The sequence below is a fragment of the Pseudomonas sp. HB05 genome (assembly GCF_016756915.1).
Classification (GTDB): domain Bacteria; phylum Pseudomonadota; class Gammaproteobacteria; order Pseudomonadales; family Pseudomonadaceae; genus Aquipseudomonas; species Aquipseudomonas alvandae.
The window spans coordinates 1-18,071 of sequence record NZ_JAESPG010000046.1; the positions used below are offsets into that span (position 1 = coordinate 1).

Here is an 18,071-nt window from a genome sequence, read left to right on the forward strand (position 1 = left end):
CATCTGGCGCATGCAACAACACAAAAAACCTGTGGGAGCGGGCTTGCTCGCGAAGACGGAATCACAGTCAACACCTGCATTGACTGACCCACCGCTTTCGCGAGCAAGCCCGCTCCCACAGCATATTCGGCAAGCCGGCCTTGCTACATGTTCCCGAAAGCCCTGAACACGCCGATCATGGCGGGGCCGATGGCGACCAGGAAGAAGCTTGGCCATAGGCAGAAGATCAGCGGGAAGATCAGTTTGGTGCCGATTTTGGCGCCCATTTCTTCGGCAGCCTGGGTCCGCCGGTCGCGGAACTCATCGGCGTAGATCCGCAGGGTATCGGCCACGCTGGTGCCGAAACGGATACTTTGCGCCAACAGGCTGACCAGGCCCTGGATGTCCTCCAGGCCGGTGCGCACGGCCAGTTGCTTGAGCGCCTCGGTGCTGGTGATGCCCGCGCGGATTTGCGCGTTGACCAGCGCCAGTTCCTCGGCCAGCTCGACCTGGCTGACGGACATTTCTTCCGCCACCCGTTCGATGGTGGTGGGCAAGGCCAGGCCCGACTCGACGCAGACCACCATCAAGTCCAGCGCATCCGGAAATGCCGCGCGCAGCCGGCCTTGCCGTGCGTTCTTGCGCTTGCCGACATAGAGCGCCGGCACCAGCCAACCAATGCCCGCCATGAGGACCACCGCCAGCAGGCCGATCGCCAGCGAGACCTTGACCATCGGCAGCAGCAACAAGGCAACACCGATCATCACCAGGGGCAGCATCAGGCGCACCGCCCAATACATCTGCACCGCCGAAGCGGATCGATAACCGGCATGGGTCAGCAACGTCTGGGTCGCAGACGTCTGGGTCGTGTCGGCCGAGGCGAAGCGCTGGCCGACTCGCTCCAGTAGCAGTTGCAGATTACCGGGCGCCTCCTGCCCCGCCGCGCTACCGGCATAACCGCGCTTGATCAACGCCAGCCGACGCTGCACCGGGTCTTGCAGGCCCAGCATCATCAACAGCACGGCACCGGCCGCCAACACCGTACTGACGCCAATCACGGTGACGAACAGCAGGCGCGCAAGCTCCTCGTTCCCGGTGAATCGACTGAACAACCCGAGCAAAAAGTCCATGACCGATACCTCTGGGCGCAACAGCGTTAGACCTGGATCCGAATGATCTTCCGGATCCAGAAAATCCCCACCAACATGGCGCAGAACGCGCCGAAGATCAGCTTGTGGCCGATGGGGTCATTGACCAGTACCGGCATGTAACTGGGGCTGGTCACCACGATGGCGATCGCCAGCACGAAAGGAATCGCCACCAGCACCCAGGCGGACATACGCCCTTCGGCCGACAGCGTCCGGACCTTGCGCTGGAAACGGAAACGCCCACGGATCAACCGGCTCAGGCGTTCCAGTACTTCGGTCAGGTTGCCGCCGGTCTCGCGGTGGATCAGGATCGACGTCACCAGCATCATCACGGTCATGCTCGGCATGCGCTCCAGCAGGCCGAGCATGGCTCTGCGCACGTCGTTGCCATAGTTGATGTCGGAGAAGGTCATGCCGAATTCCTGGGCGACCGGCCCCTTATGCTCCTCGGCGACCAGGCGCAGGGTTTCGTTGAAGGGATGGCCGGCGCGCAAGGCCCGGCACATGGCATCCAGGGCGTCCGGCAAACCTTCCTCGAACGCGGCAAAACGCTTGTTGCGATCGCGCAGGATTTTCAGCACCGGCAACCAGGCCACGGCAAACGCCACCAACAGCGCCACCCACCAGATCGGCCAGACCATCAACACCAAGGCACCCACCGCCGCGCCAATGGCCAGGCCAAGCAACATCACCCGATAGGCGCGGTACTCATGGCCGGCCTGCTCGATCAACTGAGTCAGGTTGGCCATGAACGGCAGCTGTTCCAGCCGGGCTTCCAGGGGAGACAGGCGCGTCAGGTATTTTTGCCGCAGTACGGTCTGCATGTTCGGCAGGTGGTTGGCTTTCTCCAGGACGAGCAAGCGACCGCGAATGCGCTTGCGCATTTTCCCGGCCTCGCCGAACACAGGCACCACTACGCCCTGGGACAGCAGGAACACGGCAATGAACACCATGCCAAGGAAGATCAGGATGAATTCGCCCGGGATACCTTTCATGACTGCCGGCCCTCCATCCATTCAGGACGGAACATGCTCAGCGGCAATTCGATGCCGCGCTTGGCCAGTACATCGCGAAAGGCCGGGATCATGCCACTGGGCTTGTATTCACCGAGGACCTCGCCGTGCTCACCGATGCCGTGGCGCGCAAAGGAGAAGATTTCGGTCATGGTGATGACCTCCCCCTCCATGCCGTTGATCTCTTGAATGCTGGTGACGCGACGCTTGCCGTCTTCTTGACGCTCCAACTGGATCACCACATCGATGGCCGAGGCAATTTGTTGACGCATGGCCTTGATCGGAAAGGTCGCCCCGGTCATCGACACCATATTCTCGACACGACCCAACGCATCGCGGGCGGTGTTGGCGTGAATGGTGGTCAGCGAACCGTCGTGGCCGGTGTTCATCGCCGTGAGCATGTCCAGCGCTTCGGCGCCACGCACCTCGCCGATGACAATGCGGTCCGGGCGCATCCGCAGGCTGTTGCGCACCAGTTCGCGCTGACTCACCTCGCCTCGCCCCTCGATGTTCGAGGGCCGGGTTTCCAGGCGCACTACGTGGGGTTGTTGCAGTTGCAGTTCGGCCGAATCCTCGATGGTGACGATCCGTTCGTTATGCGGGATGAAACTCGACAGCACGTTGAGCATGGTGGTCTTGCCGCTGCCGGTCCCACCGGAGATCAACACGTTCAAGCGCCCGCGGACAATGGCCTTGAGCAGCAAGGCAATGGCCGGGGTCATGGTGCCTACCTGGATCAGGCTGTCGGTGTTGAGCAGGTCCACGGCAAAACGCCGGATCGACATGCTCGGGCCGTCGATGGCCAGCGGCGGGATGATCGCGTTGACCCGCGAACCATCCTTGAGCCGGGCGTCCACCAACGGCGAGGACTCATCGATGCGCCGCCCCAGGCTGGAAACGATGCGGTCGATAATGTTCAGCAAATGCTGGTCATCCCGGAAGCGCACGTCGGTGCGTTGCAGCTTGCCGAAGCGCTCGACGTAGACCGAGGCAAAACCGTTGACCAGGATGTCGGACACGCTGTGGTCGGCCAGCAGTGGCTCAAGTGGGCCGAGCCCCAGCACTTCATCGGTGATCTGCTTGATGATCAACTGCCGGCTGACTGTACTCACCGGCGCCGAGTGTTCTTCAAGCAAGCGCTGGCAAATATCACGGATCTGCCGCGTGGCCTCGACTTGTTCGAGGGCATCGAGCAAGGACAGGTCCATCACCTTGAGCAACTGCTGATATATTTTTTCCCGCCACTCGGCTTCCACCGGGGTGACCTGGGTGCGGGTTTCATAAGGCACATCGGGAACGGCGTGCTCCCAGGCCATCAACGCTTCGGCCGAGTCTGACTGGCCGTCACCGGGCTGGGCGGCCATTGAAGCACCGGTTTTGCCGGGCTGTTTGCGCAAGCGGTTGCGGAAGTCGCTGATCATGGGTCATCCCCCGAAGAAACGGTTGAAGGCGCGTTTGAGCAGGCCTTTGCCTGCCGCCATCTGGTGACCGACCAGGTCTTCGGTCAAATCGCGCAACGCGGCGGTGATGGCCGCCTTTGGCGCATGCAGTCCCAACGGCACACCAGTGTTCTGACTCTGGCTGACCAGGTTGAAGTCATTGGGCAATTTCGAAATATTCGGGCAGCGCAGGGCCTCGCCGATGTCCTTGAGGCTGACCGCGGCGGACTTGTCGTAGCGGTTGACCACGATCTGCAACTGATCGCCGCGTACGCCGAGGTCTTCTCGAAGAATCCGCACCAGCGCGCTGGCATCACGCAGGTGACTGACGCTCTGTTGCACCACCACGTAGACCCGGTCCACCTGTTCAAGGACGGAGCCGGTGAGGTGATCGATCTGCCGGGGCAAGTCCACCACCACCCAGTCATAGCTGGTGCGGGCCAGTTGCAAGAGTGCGTCGAGCTGTTCCGGCTGGGCATCCTGGGGCAGGCACAATTCTCCGGCGCGGCCACCCAACACGTGCAAGCTCGGACTGAAGTGGCTGCAAAAGCCTCGCAATGCCACGCTGTCCATGTCCTCGACTTGTTGCAGCACTTCGAGGTGGCTGTGGGATTGGGCGACGTCCAGGTAATGGGTCACGCTGCCGAACTGCAGGTCCATGTCCAGTAACAAGGTATTGCCTGAACGGGCGCTGAGTTGCTGGGCCAGGTTGCACGCCACCAGCGTGCCGCCGGAGCCGCCCTTGGCGCTGATCACTGCGATCAACTTGCCTTCGTTCCCATTGCCGAGGCGTACTTCCGCCACCAGGCGATTCAGGGCCGCCACCAGTTCGGTATCAGCGAAAGGTTCGGGCAACACGTCTCGCGCACCGGCCTGCATCGCCAGGCGCATGCCTTCCTGCTCGCCCAACAGACCGCACACCAACATCGCCGGACGCTCGTGGGCCGGCCGTTGCAGTAACGCCGAGAGTTCCTCGCGCCACAAATGGCTGACCCGCAACAGCAGCAGATCGGGCATCCGGTCGAGGCCGTAGAGCGGATCGACATGGCCGTTGCTGACCAGGCGCGTGCTCACTTCAAGGCCGGGCATGCGCTGGCAGACGCATTGCAGATCGCGCAACGACGCGGCATCGCGGCTGCTGATCAATATGCGCAGCCCGACCTTGCCGGTGGCGCTTGTGAGCGGAGTTTCCCGGGTGTTCAGCATGGTGTGATCTCCCCTGAATCGGAATGACGCCCTAGGCTTTCGCGTGGCAAGGTTGCCCTGAAGGTGGGCAAGGTAATGGGCACGCCCAGTCCGGGAATGAACAGGTTGAAAACGAAATTCTGCAGGCTCAGCTGGACATAGCGGATGGCTCTGAAGCCCGTGCTGCCGGAGGTGTCGCCGGGGTTTGCCACCACGGCTCCGTCGACGTCCAGGTACGTCAGCACCAGGTTCGAGGTGGCCAGGCTGCTGATCAGTTGGCTGGTGCCTGAATCCGTCGCGGCGTTGAAAATCGCCCGGCGCAGGATCACCGGATCGCTGATGTTGCACACCGCCGCCAGGCGCGCACCACGCCGCGCGGCTTCATCGAGGGCGTTGACGGTGAAGTACAACCGGCCCATTTCCAGCACACCGAACAGCAGGGTGAACACCAGCAGGCCGACGAAGGCGAACTCGACGATATAGGTGCCGTGCATCTGCTTGCGATTCATCACAGCGCCCTCATGACGGTGGTCGCCACCAGCGGAATGCCCAGCGCAATGGCGCTGCCGAAGAAGCCGGGGATCGATCCGCTGCAACTGCCCGCGCCAATCACCGGGCAGAAGGTGTAGGTGATGGTGACGCGCACATGGCTGGTGCCTTCGGCGACAACCTGCACGTTCGCCGTGGTCAGGCCCGACACCACGGCAGTCCCGGAAGCGCTGGGCACGCCATACACCGCGACGTTTTTCGTCTGGGTCTGCAGCGTGCTGCTCAGGGAAACCGCGCCAAGGGTGGAATTCCAGGCCTGGCTGGCGACGAAGCGGTCGGCATCGCGGCTGGCCTGCAACAGCACGTTGTATTGGTACAGCATGCGGCCGAACTCGCCGAAGGCGAGCAACAGCAGCAGCAACACCGGCAGCACCAGGGTGAACTCCACCAGCGCGACGCCTTGCTGGGCCCGGGGTGATTTGAACGGGGCAAGTTTCATGACGCCTCCTACGAGTCTGTGCTCGGCGTGCCGCTGCCATTGATATAGGTTTTGTAGAGCTGGATGATCTGCGGTCCGGCGTCGCTGCTGGGTGTCGGGCCAGGCACATTGTCGCCTTCGCATTCGTGGACGAACTGGCCGAAGATCTGCGCCTGGGTGCCGCCGCTGTTCATGGGCTGCACGACGAAATAGCAGCCGAAACCCAACACGGGAATGGTGCTTGAGCCGCCCTGTTTACCGGTGCAATTGCCCACCACAATCTTCAGCATCCGGCGCTCGAAGACGCCGTTGCTTTGGCAGCCACTGCCGCTCCCGCCCACGCAGGCGGCGACTTGGGTGCGCCAATCGTTGTAGTCCGCTATCGCCTCACCGCCTGCCGAGAGGTCGCCACTGCTCGACGTGACAGGCTGGCCTTTGTATTGCGCCTGGCCGAGCGTGCCGTTGTAGGTCATCGCTGGCGAGCTCGAAGAGGTGACCAGGTCCGGTGGATAGTTGGAAGCACTGACCGGACCGTTGTAGATGCCGAAGCGCGTGTTCAAGCCTTGGGACGCCGGACCGACCGTATTGCCGGGGGAAGTCTGGACGTTGTCCCCGACGGCACGACAGACCGAACCGCCCCCTGCAAGGTCCTCACGCACCGAACTGCCGCCGGAACCGAAATCGAGCAGCTGGAAATTGCCCGGCCCGATCGGTGAGCTGTTTCCCGCTGCGGTCTTCAGCACCACCAGGTCGCCGAAGTGATAGCTCCAGAAATTCCCGGCGGACGGGTCATATTGGCCGGGATCGCCACAGACCATCAGCGGCGCGACGTCACAAGGCGATGTGGGGCTAGGGCCGGCGGTGGCGATGGCCGCCACGGCTTTGTTGCCCAGGCTGCCGCTGCCCATCGATTGGACGAAGCTCCAGAAAAAACCGTTGAGTTGATAGTTGGCGACCGACACCCGCACGTACTTGGCGTCGCTGGGGCCGGGGTAAGAGAACGGGCCGTAGACGCTGCTGGACAATTCAACCGCGGCAAACGTGCCCGGATTGCCAGCGACGGCGGTGGCCAGTTCGGTGTTGCCCACGGCGCTGGCATTTCTGCTCAGCGTGTCGAGGGCCGCCGTGCGGGTCGTGCTGGCCATGTTCATGCTGCCTTTGACCTGGCTCAGGGTCTTGGCGCCCCCCAAGGCGGCGGCATCCACCGCGTTTTGCAGGCGGGTCTTGTTCAGCAGCATATGCCCGCCGTCCAGGGCCAACGCCGCCGTCATGGCGATGGCCGCCATGGCGATCACCATCAGTACACTCACCGCCCCTCCCTGGCGTCGTGGCAGCGTCAACGGCTGCCGGATCTTGGCATTCATCATCGAGCCCTCATCTACAACGTTGAGGATCGGTATCGCCCTGCCCTATGGGGCCCGGCACGGGAAAGTCACCTAGCGGACATTGATCACGCTGCTTTCAACGCCACGGATCAACGTGATCGCGCCGCCCTGGGGCTTGGCACTGCGCTGCACTACGGGTCTTGGCACCGGCGCGGCGGCCACCGCCATGACCGGCGCAGGGGCTGGCGGCGCGACGGCCACGGCTTTTTTCTCCAGGTTCAGGGGGTTGCGAAGGGCCAGTTGCAGCTTGCCCTCGGTCTGCGCGGTGACCAGCAGTTCCGCCTCGCTGGCGGACATCTCCAGTGTCACGGCCCGCACCACCACCGGTTGCGTCTTGTCCGTGCCCGCGGTCTGGTCCACCGCCAGCACCCGCAGATTTTCGAGGAGGGTCCGGGATGTCGCGTTGTTGCTGCCGGCGTTAGTGGTCTTGGTCGCCAGGACATCGACCCGGTTGCCCGGCAACAGGAATCCGCCGACGCCGACCACATCATCCACGCGCACCGATATCGCCCGTTTGTCCGGTGCGATCAGCGAGGCCAGGGTGCTGCCGCCCAGATGCTCGCTCAGACGGGCACCGCGTACGATGTCGCCACGCAGGATGTCGAACGTGGCAATCTTGCCCACGGCCTTGTCGCTGCTGTCGAAAGCATCGTCCGGAATCGTGTCCATGGGCATGCGCACCGTCGTGACCTGCTGGGCCTCGACCATTTGCCCGAAGGGGATTTCCACCGTCGCGACCACCACGCTTCGCAAGTGATCATCGGGGGTCGCGTTGAGTCGCGCGCTCAGCCAGGAGTCAGCCATCCATGCGGCACCAAGGCCCATTACCAGGGAAACGCCTATCAGCGGAAGCGTACGAGAGCTCATGTCGGTATCTCCAGATCAAAGGAAGTCGAGCTGAACGAAGTAGTTGTGCCAGGCCCATTCCAGCTCTTGCGGCAACAGGGGCCCGGAACCGCCCAGGTAACGCTGGCGGTCGAGCGCCATGTTCAACAGATCGCGGGGATGGCAAGGCACCAGCGGCATGCCTTCGCTTGCATACAGCCGCTGCAGCACATAGCGCACCAGCAGCGGGTCATACGGGATGCCCAGGCGTTCGCACTCCTGGCGCCAGATGCGCTCGTATTCGTCGGGCTTGAGATAACCGAACTGGACCTTGTAGCCGATGCGCCGCAGGAAGGCCTCGTCCGCCAGTTCGAGGGGATTGAGGTTGGTGGAAAACACCAGCACCAGGTCGAACGGCAGCTCGCAATGCCGCCCGCCGCCCAGGTTGATGAAGTCGCGTTTTTCTTCCATCGGCACGATCCAGCGATTGAGCAGCTCGGCCGGGGCCATGCGCTGGCGGCCCATGTCGTCGATGATGAACAGGCCGTTGCTGGCCTTGAGTTGCAGGGCCGCCTGGTATTGCCGGGTAAACGGGTCGTAGCGCACGTCCAGCTGTTCCATGCTCAACTCGCCGCCGGTGATGACGATCGGGCGTTTGCAGCACAACAGTCGACGGTCGATGCCTTCGTTGAGCATCAGATTGTTGGTTTGGCTGCTGTCATCCAGGCGTTGATGCACCTGCGGGTCGTAGATCTCGATCACCGACTCGTTGATGACGATGGCATGGGGCACCCAGATGGCCTCGGCGAACAACCGGATCAGACGGCTGCTGACGTAGGTTTTGCCGGTGCCCGCTGGGCCGTAGATCATGATCGCCCGACCGGAGTTGAGGGCGACGCCGAGTTGATCGAGCATGCCTTGGCTGAGCACCATGCCGGCCAGGGCCTGGTTCATGTCCTTGGCGGTGATGCGACCATGGTGGATGGTCTGGATCTTGATCAGCGAGCGGTAGGTGCTGACCGGAAACGGCGCGGCGCCGATGTAGCCGCTGCGAGCCAAGGCGTCGCGGGCGGAACTGCGGCCGCGTTCCGTGAGGCCATAGCGCAGCGTTTGTCCACCGGACTGGCCCATCTGGCCAAGGACTTCGACTCGCCCGTCCTTGCGCAGGAACGCCAGCACTTCTTCGAGCACCGCGCCGGTCAGGGCCAGGCGTTCCACCAGCCGCGTCATGTCCAGCACGCCGGCGTCATGCAGGTGTTTGCACACCAGTTCGCCGAGGAAGCTGTCAGTCAGGCCGGTGTCGCGAATCGAACTGGGCTGCGGCGCCAGGCGTTGCACTGCTTCCCGTTCGCTGGGGTAGGCATCGCTATCGTTGATGACGTGCATGACTAGACTCCCCAGCCACCGGCAACCAACTGCCAGTAAACGCTGTTCAAAGTGCCGATCAGGATCGCAATCGAGTAAGGAAAGGGTTTGCCGGCCACTTCATCCGACGCCGGCGCCAGATAAGCCTGGGCGCGGACGCTCAACCAGTAGCGCTGCAAGGTCTGGAGCAACTGGCCGCGGGCCAGGACAATCAGGAAACCGCACACGCCGCCAGCAATCAGGCTGAACAGCGCCGCCCACAGTGCGAAATGAAAGGGCAGGAAGCTGCCGACCATGGTCATCAGCTTGACGTCACCAGCGGCCATGCCACCGACGGCGTACATGGGCAGGAACAGCGCGAAACAGATCAGCATGCCCAACAGGCCGCCGCCCAGCCCGCCGATCCCGCCGGTATAGACCTGGCTGACCAATCCCAGGGCCAGGCCCAACAGGACCAGCGTGTTGGGGATGCGGTGGCGACGCAAATCGCTCACCACCGCCACGCCCAGCAGTCCTAGCAGCAGTACCGTCGACATCAGCAATTCCATGGACATGATGCGTCTCCCTAAGGGTGGTTATGGTTAGCAGGCAGCGCCTTTAACCGCGGCACAAAGGGCAGTGATTCGAGTGTTCACCTCACCGCCCAAGAGAACGAACATCGCGGCAACCGCCACCGTTACCAGGCCACCGGCCACCGCGTATTCCACAATGGTCAGGCCGTCTTCATCATTTAAGAACTTGGCTATCGAAGTTCTGACTGTTTGAAGTTTCATCTTATTTACCTCACTTCAGCGGTAATAAAACGACTTGCGGAAAACAACGCGAAGCCCACTAAGCAGGTACTACACAGCTTTATCGAATAAAGCTGAAACCGGCGCCTCGATGGGCCTCACCCCTGGCGGTTGTCAGCAGGCAGCGCCCTTGACGGCGGCGCACAGTGCGGTAATCCGGGTGTTCACGGCGCCGCCCAGCAAAACGAACATCGCGGCCACGGCCACGGTGATCAACCCACCGGCAACGGCGTATTCCACAATGGTCAGGCCGTCTTCATCTTTGGCGAACTTCAGTACCGAAGCCTTGATAGTTTGAAGAGTCATTTCGCACACCTCATCGGGGTTGTTTTCAAAGAGGCAGTACATTGCGAACTGCCTGATGCAACCCTAGTCAGGAGGCCGGTATTGTCGTTAGGAGGATTTTGCACATCGCTAGGATTTTTTTGCGCCAGCCGCGAAATTGTCCAGGCTGACAATTCCCCCGTGTTTTTGGATCGCAGGTACGGCGCCTTCAGAGACCCTGCACTAAAGGATGAACGGCTTATGAAAATTAATTCGGCAAACTGATAGCACATTGGCAATACTGCTAGCTAACGGGCAGGAAGAACCACCGAGTAGTCGTCCTATGGCGTCGAATCTGACTGGCAAGCCAAAGCTGTTATGGTTTGATCTGACTCATGATCATTCCACCCAGGAACTCATCAGCCAGTTCGAGCAAGCGTGCGACTGCGCCGTGGCGAAAAATGCCTTGCTGCTCAGTGGCGTGCAGGCCGACATGATCTGCATCCATTTCGATCGCCCGGACACCCAGGGCTTGAGGAGGCTGCTGGACATCAAGCGCACCGTCCCGGCCATCCCCATCACCATGTTCACCGTGCAGCACTCCGAGGAACTGGCCGTCTGGGCCATGCGTTCGAGCGTCTGGGAATACATGGTGCTCCCCCTTGCAACCACCGAGCGCAAGCGTTACCTGACCGCAGTGACGCAGTTGTGCGAGTTGCGCCGCCAGGCCGGCAGCCGTGGCTCGACCTCGCAGATCGATCACTCCCCGACCCTGCCGGACAGCATCCGACTGACCTCCGGGCATCAGAAACACCAGGCCCTCAGCCACATCATGCTGTACATCGACCAGCATTTTCGCGACAGCATCGACCAGCGCGACCTCGCCAAGCGCTGCGGCATGACCACGTTTCGCTTCAGCCGGGTGTTCAAGGAGGCCAACGGGCTGGGCTTTACCGATTACGTATTGAACAAGCGCATGAGCTTTGCCAAGGACTTGCTCGATAACAGCCAGATGCCTATCACCAGCATCGGCTACGAGGCCGGCTTCAAGGATCCGTCGTATTTCGCCCGCGCCTTCAAGCAGTACGCCAACTGTACGCCCAGCGAGTACCGGCTTGCGTACCAGGTGCGCTGCTCGAGCCTTGCTCCGCCGCCTGCCGATGAGGAGGCGCTGGAAAGCCTGGTGCACAGTCTGGAGGGCTAAAGCATTTTTAACGCGCATAAAAAAACGCCGCTCGAATGAGCGGCGTTTTCTTGAATTTGGAGCGGGAAACGAGACTCGAACTCGCGACCCCGACCTTGGCAAGGTCGTGCTCTACCAACTGAGCTATTCCCGCAAATGGCGTCCCCTAGGGGACTCGAACCCCTGTTACCGCCGTGAAAGGGCGGTGTCCTAGGCCACTAGACGAAGGGGACACACTAACTGAAACACATGGTGTGTATTCCAGTGCCCAAATCCGCATCCGAAGATGTCGGCTCTGGCTTCACTCAGCCCTGCCCGAAAGCAACGCTGTTTAAAATTGGAGCGGGAAACGAGACTCGAACTCGCGACCCCGACCTTGGCAAGGTCGTGCTCTACCAACTGAGCTATTCCCGCAAATGGCGTCCCCTAGGGGACTCGAACCCCTGTTACCGCCGTGAAAGGGCGGTGTCCTAGGCCACTAGACGAAGGGGACACACGTACAACATTCACTGCTTATCGCGTTTGGCTGAGTGCTTTACGCTGTAAGTGGCGCGCATTCTATGGATGGATTGGAGGGTCGTCAACCCCCAGATATAAATTTATTTAAATCAATGACTTCGCCCGATTTGGGGGGATCTGCGGATTTTACCCGTCCGGTCCTTGGCGTCTATATTCTGTCGCCCGCCAAGACGTTATAGTCTCGGCGGGCAAATAGTGGCAATGTGCATCCATGGTGTTGCACACCCATAAACAGCATGACGCCCGTCTAATCGCACGGCGTGGAACTATGCGCATAAAAGCCAAGCCACTACACTCATGACATGCGTACCCCAATAAAGAGGTCTTACCGGTGACACCACTCATGATCACCCTGCTCGTCGTAGCCGGGATCGCACTGTTGATCGCCATTGGCTACATGAACCATGTGGTGGAAAACAACAAGCTGGAAAAGGCCCGCACCAAGGTTGAACTCAACGACCGCCTGCGTCGTTGTGGCGAGCTCACCGAAACCTTCCCTGGCCAGTTGATGACCCCGGCCCTGAAGTTGCTGATGACACGCCTTGAGCTCAACGTCTGCCAGCGCTTGCTCAACCTCGACAAGTCCAACGCCGCGGTCAAGGCACGCCTGGACGAACTGTCTGCGCTGGCCGCCCAGGGTGAGTCGATTCCGGTCAACAACCCGCCGGCACCGATCCAGACCGAAGCCAAGGCCAAGGATGTGCGGTTCCTGCTCGAGGCCTTGCACGGCCAGATCACCCGCGCCGCCCAGGACGGGTTCCTGCCGCCTAACGAGGCCAAGCGCTGGATTCGCGAAGTGCGGCATCTCCTGGTGTTGCTGCACATCGAGTTTTTCAACAACCTCGGCCAGCAGGCCTTGCAGCAGGAACAGCCTGGGCAGGCTCGCCTGGCGTTCGAGCGTGGCGTGCAATATTTGCGCAAGCAGCAGGAGCCGCAGGTCTATGCCGAGCAGTTGGCCTATCTCGAGAAGCTTCTGGCTCGGGCGAATGCCCAGGTCCTGGCCAGCACTCAGCCTGTGGAGGGTGAGGTGAACCAGTTGACTGAAGGGTTGAAGGAAGACGAAGCGAACGATGAGTGGAAGAAGAAGAAGGTTTACGACTGAGTTGGGTTTGGGCGCATAGCCGTTTCTTCGGTAACGGCAACTGGCGGTTCCGCTCTTACAGCGGGTCACTTTTGAAGAGCTTCCGGGCCGACCTGGCTCCGGTGACGCACCGCGCATCTCCTGTGGGAGCGAGCCTGCTCGCGAAGGCTCTATAGCAGTCGATGAAGAGGCTGAGTGTACTGGCCTCTTCGCGAGCAGGCTCGCTCCCACATGGATCTCTGAACGCTCTTCCTGCAATGTGGGCGGGCTTGCTCGCGATAGCAGCAGCCCACCCATTCACAACCTGAAATGCCCCACCATTCCTTTCAATTCAATCCCAAGCTGCGCCAGCTCAATGCTGGACGCGGCGTTGCCTTGCATGGCCACGGACGATTGATCGGCGCTGGCGCGGATGCTGGTGACGCTGCGGTTGATTTCTTCAGCCACTGAGCTCTGTTGTTCGGCGGCCGCTGCGATTTGCTGGTTCATCTGTTGGATCAACGACACGGCCGCCGCGATGCTGCCCAGTGCGCTTTCGGTCTGCAGCGCATCGCTGACGGCCATTTTCACCAGTTCGCCACTGGCCTGGATTTGCTGTACGGAGGTCTGGGCCGCTGAACGCAGCGCGCTCACCAGTCGCTCGATTTCTTCGGTGGACTGTTGCGTGCGTCTCGCCAAGGCGCGGACTTCATCGGCCACTACTGCAAATCCCCTGCCCTGCTCACCTGCCCGAGCCGCCTCGATCGCGGCGTTGAGGGCGAGCAGGTTGGTTTGCTCGGCCACGCTCTTGATCACGCTCAAGACAGTGCCGATGTTCTGTATTTCGGCGCTCAGGCTCTCGATGCTGGTGCTGGCCGATGTGGCCGAGTCGGCCAGTTGCTCGATGCGCACCATGCTCTGGCGCACCACTTGTTGACCCGTTTCGACCTTGTCATCGGCTGTCTGGGCCGCTTGCGCCGCCTCTTCGGCATTGCGGGCCACGTCGTGCACCGTAGCGGTCATCTGGTTCATTGCCGTGGCAACCTGCTCGGTTTCCTCTTTCTGGCTGCTGACTTCCAGGTTGGTTTGCTCGGTCACGGACGAGAGTGACTGGGCCGAACTGGCAAGCTGCTCGATGCCAGCCTGCAAACCGCTGACGATGCTGCTCAAGCCCGCCCCCATCTGCTGCATCGCGAGCATCAGTTGCCCAATCTCGTCCCGACGTGTCACGTCGACTTTCGCGCTCAGGTCCCCGGCGGCAATTTGCTGGGCGACGCGGATGACACTGCGCAACGGCGAGACGATCAACCGGGTGATGACCCAGGCTGCAACCAGTCCCACCAGCAGGGCCAGGGCCGACGAGCCGATGATCATCAACGAGTTTTTCTTCAACTCCGCCTGCATGGCGGCGTCTTCGGAGGTGTACGCCTGGTCAACCCGCGCCACGACCTGGTCGGCGCGCTCGTGCAATTGTTGGTAGACGATTTTTTCCTTGGCCAAAAGGCCGGTGTATTCGGCCAGTTGCTGGTTGAATCCACCGATGTGTCCGGCCACTTCGTTGAGCACGGTCTGGTAGCCGGGATCCTTGACGGCGCTCTTGAGTGCTTCAGCCAGTTTCATGGCCTGCTCGGCCTGTTCGATATTGCCTTGCCCGGCAGCCTCGTCATTACCCTTGCGACTCTGGTCCAGGCGAACCCGTGCCTCGTTCATCGACTGCAGCATGAGTCGCGACACTTCGCTGACCTGGTTGGCCTGCTCGATGAATTCAGCCCCCTCCTTACCCTCGGAGTCCTTCAAGGTATAGGCGCCGTCATCCGCTAGCCCGGCCTGCAACACGTCCAGGTTGTTGGCGACACTGGAAACCGACCAACTGGCCATCTCCAGCGCCAGGTCCTTGCTCTGGCTCAGTTCGACGAATTCATCAAATGCCTTGCGGTAAGCCGCCAGGGCCAGATCAACGTCATTCATCACCGGCACATTGGCCGCCGACTGGCCTTTGAGTTCGTTCGCCAACGCAATCAACCCATCGACGCCTTGACGCAACGCATCGGCTGTCTTGGGGTCGGAACGCGAGGCGTATTCCTGCTCTAGCAGGCGAACCTTGAGCAGCCCGCTGTTGAGGGACGACATCTGCTTCAAGCCATCGAAGCGATAACTGATGGTCTGCAGCGACCAGACGCCTATGGCCGCCACCACTGCGGTGAGCAGCAGCACCAGGACAAACCCGATACCCAGTTTCTTTGCCATACCGAGGTTGGCAAAACGTCCTTGCACGGCCGAAATCATTGCGCCCAGTCCTCTGCCAGTGTGTGTTGATTGCAGATTCGCAACGAGACGCCCCGCAACACAAGATGCTGGCGTCGGAATAATGGCAAAAAGCTACAGCCGCGTCGTTTTCAGGACACTTGAGGTCGATCCAGAGCCGTAGCGCGGAAGAACGCCAAGGCCTTGGGATCCCTGGCGTAGGCCACGTTGATCCTCAGCCAGTCAGTGTCCAGGCCCAGAGGGCTGAATGCGGTGCGCGACGACAGTCGGATGCCGCACCGCTCTGCCAGGCGCTGCAACCCAGCATAGTCACGTAACGGTGGACGTGCCCAGATGAAAAGCCCGCCGGTCGGCTTACCGAAAACGCTCCAGTCGGCATCCTCCAGCGCCTGCAGCGTCACCGTCATGTCACTATTCAGACGCTGGCGCTGACGCTGGACCAGTTTGCGGTAGGCACCATTGGCCAGGAGATTGGCCAACACCGATTCACAGAAGCGCGAGGCGCCCATGCTGGTCACTTCCTTGACTTCGCTCAGGCGCGCGATGATGGGCGGCGACGCCACCACGAAACCGACTCGCAGCGAGCTGCTCAGGGTTTTCGAGAAACTGCCCAAATAAATCACTTCGTCGTCCAGCGCCGCCAGCCGGGCTCGTGTTGGACTCTGGAAATCCGCATAGACATCGTCTTCGATGACGAGCAACGCATGCTCTTTCGCCAGCTCCATCAACCGCTGGGCCACGGTCGGAGCCAGGTTGCTGCCGGTTGGGTTATGGCAGGCACTGTTGACGAAAAGAGCACAGGGGCGATGAGTCATCAGCAAACACTGGAGAGCATCGACGTCAGGCCCCCGTGGCGTCCTGGGCAGTTCGACCATGTCAATCCCGTGCAGCCTGAGCAGGTCGAACAGTTTCGAATAACCGGGGCTCTCCACCACGACGCAGCATCCCGGCGGCAATAGTGTCCGCACGATCAAGTCCAGTCCATGGGTCGCCCCCGAGGTGGTCAGTATCCGGTTTTCATCAGCCTCGATATCGAACTGCTTAAGCCGCCTGGACAGTTGCTGACGCAGTGCCGGCAAGCCGAGGGCGGTACTGTAGTTGAACAAACCCGCCATGTCGGTTCGGCTAACCTGCCGTATCGCGTACCCCAGGTCATCGCTTTCTCGCCAACTTTCGGGCAGCCCGCCACAGCCCAGCTTCAGCTCCCGCTGCGAACCTTCTACCGCGTCGGAATCGAAAAGGGCGCCTTGCAGCCCGCCGCTTCCGGCGGACTCGTGAGTGGGTGGAAGAGCGGCGGTGACGAAAAAGCTCGAACCGTTACGAGACGCCAGCAAACCCTGGGCGACCAAGCGCTGACAAGCTTCGTGGACACTGGCCTGGCTAAGCAGGTTTTCCCGCGCCAACTGCCGGACCGATGGCAGGCGCGTCCCCGGTTGCACCGTATCCTGTCGAACCCAACTGACCAGCGCATCGACGATTTGCTGCACGACAGGCACAAGGGCCTGCCGGTCGATTCTCAACTCCATGAGTAATCAAGCTCCTAAGCATTGTTTTGAATCCGCAAACAGTTAAGCACAGGCCGATGCCGGACGATGTATGACAACCCTGTAAAAACGCCCCATTCTCATCCCTTGAAATACATTGATGGCTCAAGCAAGGGAACCTTCACAGACGGAAGGAAAAGCCCGCAGTCAATGCGGGCTTCGTCCTACAAAATATCGCAGCCGCTTCCGTCAGAACGCCGTAACGCCGCCGTCCACCGCCAACGAATGCCCGGTGGTAAACGCCGCGCCATCGCTGCACAGATACAGCACCGCGCTGGCGATCTCCTCAACCTTGCCGATACGCCCGACCGGGTGCATTGCGTTGGCGAAATCGGCTTTTTTCGGGTCCGCTTCATAGGCCCGACGGAACATATCGGTGTCGATCACCGCCGGACACACTGCGTTGACGCGGATTTTCTTCTTGGCATATTCAATGGCCGCCGACTTTGTCAGGCCAATCACCGCATGCTTGGACGCTGCGTAGATGCTCATCTTCGGTGCCGCCCCAAGCCCCGCCACCGAGGCCGTGTTGACGATGGCACCGCCGCCCTGGGCCAGTAGCAATGGCAACTGGTACTTCATGCACAGCCAGACCCCTTTGACGTTGACCCCCATGATCGCGTCGAACTCATCAAGGGTGCCGTCCGGCAGCTTGCCCTTCTCTATCTCGATGCCGGCGTTGTTGAAGGCGTAGTCGAGGCGCCCGTAGGTGTTGATCACTTCATTCATCAGGTTTTGCACGTCACCGTCGAGCGTCACGTTGCAGCGCACGAATACGGCGTCGCCACCGACGTCGCGAATAGACTGGACCGTCCCCTCGCCGCCCGCCACGTCCAGGTCGGCAACGACGACCTTGAGCCCCTGCGCCGCGAACGCCTGGGCCGTGGCGCGGCCAATACCCGCCGCGCCGCCCGTCACCACGGCAACTTCCCCGGAAAACGTCATGCTCATTGTCACTGCCTCGAAGAATTACTGACCGCCGCACTATAGCCACCGACCGCAACGGCACGGCAGCACTATCCAGTGGCCGGTTGGCGCTGCATGAACGCCCGTGATAACACCACCCACCACACCATCACTGGCTTGGATCAACCTGCATTCGCTGGATCGGCAAACCTTGCGGTAAGCGCGTCGAAGGT

17 protein-coding genes, 4 tRNA genes and 1 pseudogene are annotated in these 18,071 nt (G+C 61.2%); 2 read left to right on the forward strand and 20 right to left on the reverse strand.

Going from position 1 to position 18,071, the window contains the following annotated elements:
• Nucleotides 1–143: 143 nt before the first annotated feature.
• The 12 genes from JMN22_RS25670 to JMN22_RS25725 form a co-directional block, all read right to left on the reverse strand.
• On the reverse strand, nt 144–1,109 hold the full coding sequence (locus JMN22_RS25670) for a type II secretion system F family protein (RefSeq protein WP_198798361.1): 966 nt from the start codon (nt 1,107–1,109) through the stop codon (nt 144–146).
• A gap of 26 nt (nt 1,110–1,135) precedes the next feature.
• Complete coding sequence (locus tag JMN22_RS25675) at nt 1,136–2,122, reverse strand: type II secretion system F family protein (RefSeq protein ID WP_198798362.1); 987 nt, start codon at nt 2,120–2,122, stop codon at nt 1,136–1,138.
• Nucleotides 2,119–3,561 carry a CpaF family protein gene (locus tag JMN22_RS25680; protein ID WP_030138420.1) on the reverse strand — a complete coding sequence of 481 codons (1,443 nt, stop codon included), beginning with the start codon at nt 3,559–3,561 and terminating at the stop codon, nt 2,119–2,121. The genes JMN22_RS25675 and JMN22_RS25680 overlap by 4 nt, the downstream gene beginning before the upstream one ends.
• A 3-nt stretch (nt 3,562–3,564) precedes the next feature.
• The gene (locus JMN22_RS25685) at nt 3,565–4,785 is read right to left on the reverse strand and encodes an AAA family ATPase (protein ID WP_198798363.1); all 1,221 of its coding nucleotides are present in this window, start codon (nt 4,783–4,785) and stop codon (nt 3,565–3,567) included.
• Nucleotides 4,779–5,273, reverse strand: a complete 495-nt coding sequence (locus JMN22_RS25690) for a TadE family protein (RefSeq protein WP_030138422.1) — start codon at nt 5,271–5,273, stop codon at nt 4,779–4,781. The genes JMN22_RS25685 and JMN22_RS25690 overlap by 7 nt, the downstream gene beginning before the upstream one ends.
• Nucleotides 5,273–5,752, reverse strand: a complete 480-nt coding sequence (locus tag JMN22_RS25695) for a TadE/TadG family type IV pilus assembly protein (RefSeq protein ID WP_030138423.1) — start codon at nt 5,750–5,752, stop codon at nt 5,273–5,275. The genes JMN22_RS25690 and JMN22_RS25695 overlap by 1 nt, the downstream gene beginning before the upstream one ends.
• An 8-nt stretch (nt 5,753–5,760) precedes the next feature.
• Nucleotides 5,761–7,098: a Tad domain-containing protein gene (locus tag JMN22_RS25700; RefSeq protein ID WP_030138424.1), complete on the reverse strand. Its 1,338-nt coding sequence runs from the start codon at nt 7,096–7,098 to the stop codon at nt 5,761–5,763.
• A gap of 69 nt (nt 7,099–7,167) precedes the next feature.
• The gene (gene cpaB, locus JMN22_RS25705; protein WP_198798364.1) at nt 7,168–7,983 is read right to left on the reverse strand and encodes a Flp pilus assembly protein CpaB; all 816 of its coding nucleotides are present in this window, start codon (nt 7,981–7,983) and stop codon (nt 7,168–7,170) included.
• Between the two features lie 15 nt (nt 7,984–7,998).
• Entirely contained in the window at nt 7,999–9,327 is a 1,329-nt protein-coding gene (locus JMN22_RS25710) for an AAA family ATPase (protein WP_198798365.1), read from the reverse strand.
• A gap of 2 nt (nt 9,328–9,329) precedes the next feature.
• Nucleotides 9,330–9,860: an A24 family peptidase gene (locus tag JMN22_RS25715; protein ID WP_198798366.1), complete on the reverse strand. Its 531-nt coding sequence runs from the start codon at nt 9,858–9,860 to the stop codon at nt 9,330–9,332.
• Nucleotides 9,861–9,887: 27 nt separating this feature from the next.
• Nucleotides 9,888–10,079: a Flp family type IVb pilin gene (locus tag JMN22_RS25720; RefSeq protein ID WP_030138368.1), complete on the reverse strand. Its 192-nt coding sequence runs from the start codon at nt 10,077–10,079 to the stop codon at nt 9,888–9,890.
• 132 nt (nt 10,080–10,211) lie between these two features.
• Nucleotides 10,212–10,403 (reverse strand): Flp family type IVb pilin, encoded by a 192-nt coding sequence (locus JMN22_RS25725; protein ID WP_030138367.1) that lies wholly within the window; start codon nt 10,401–10,403, stop codon nt 10,212–10,214.
• 301 nt (nt 10,404–10,704) lie between these two features.
• On the opposite strand from JMN22_RS25725, the gene JMN22_RS25730 reads away from it, so the two are divergent.
• Nucleotides 10,705–11,565: a response regulator transcription factor gene (locus JMN22_RS25730; RefSeq protein WP_030138366.1), complete on the forward strand. Its 861-nt coding sequence runs from the start codon at nt 10,705–10,707 to the stop codon at nt 11,563–11,565.
• A 57-nt stretch (nt 11,566–11,622) separates the two neighbouring features.
• Here JMN22_RS25730 and JMN22_RS25735 read toward each other — a convergent pair.
• The 4 genes from JMN22_RS25735 to JMN22_RS25750 all read right to left on the reverse strand — a co-directional run bounded on the left by JMN22_RS25735 (nt 11,623) and on the right by JMN22_RS25750 (nt 12,037).
• Nucleotides 11,623–11,698, reverse strand: a tRNA-Gly gene (locus JMN22_RS25735).
• Nucleotides 11,699–11,701: 3 nt separating this feature from the next.
• Nucleotides 11,702–11,777 (reverse strand) — tRNA-Glu (locus JMN22_RS25740).
• A 105-nt stretch (nt 11,778–11,882) separates the two neighbouring features.
• Nucleotides 11,883–11,958: transfer RNA gene (locus JMN22_RS25745), tRNA-Gly, on the reverse strand.
• A gap of 3 nt (nt 11,959–11,961) precedes the next feature.
• Nucleotides 11,962–12,037: transfer RNA gene (locus tag JMN22_RS25750), tRNA-Glu, on the reverse strand.
• A 369-nt stretch (nt 12,038–12,406) separates the two neighbouring features.
• Between JMN22_RS25750 and JMN22_RS25755 the strand changes: the two genes are divergently transcribed.
• Nucleotides 12,407–13,165 carry a hypothetical protein gene (locus JMN22_RS25755; RefSeq protein WP_030138365.1) on the forward strand — a complete coding sequence of 253 codons (759 nt, stop codon included), beginning with the start codon at nt 12,407–12,409 and terminating at the stop codon, nt 13,163–13,165.
• A gap of 276 nt (nt 13,166–13,441) precedes the next feature.
• Here the strand turns inward: JMN22_RS25755 and JMN22_RS26940 are convergent, their stop codons facing one another.
• The 4 genes and pseudogenes from JMN22_RS26940 to JMN22_RS25770 all read right to left on the reverse strand — a co-directional run bounded on the left by JMN22_RS26940 (nt 13,442) and on the right by JMN22_RS25770 (nt 17,883).
• Complete coding sequence (locus tag JMN22_RS26940) at nt 13,442–14,323, reverse strand: methyl-accepting chemotaxis protein (RefSeq protein ID WP_437127704.1); 882 nt, start codon at nt 14,321–14,323, stop codon at nt 13,442–13,444.
• Nucleotides 14,303–15,409: pseudogene (locus JMN22_RS26945) on the reverse strand (HAMP domain-containing protein); the annotation flags it as partial. The pseudogene JMN22_RS26945 and the gene JMN22_RS26940, both read right to left, overlap by 21 nt.
• A 110-nt stretch (nt 15,410–15,519) precedes the next feature.
• Nucleotides 15,520–16,914, reverse strand: a complete 1,395-nt coding sequence (locus JMN22_RS25765; protein WP_198798368.1) for an aminotransferase-like domain-containing protein — start codon at nt 16,912–16,914, stop codon at nt 15,520–15,522.
• A gap of 207 nt (nt 16,915–17,121) precedes the next feature.
• Nucleotides 17,122–17,883 carry an SDR family oxidoreductase gene (locus JMN22_RS25770; protein WP_198798369.1) on the reverse strand — a complete coding sequence of 254 codons (762 nt, stop codon included), beginning with the start codon at nt 17,881–17,883 and terminating at the stop codon, nt 17,122–17,124.
• Nucleotides 17,884–18,071 lie beyond the last annotated feature (188 nt).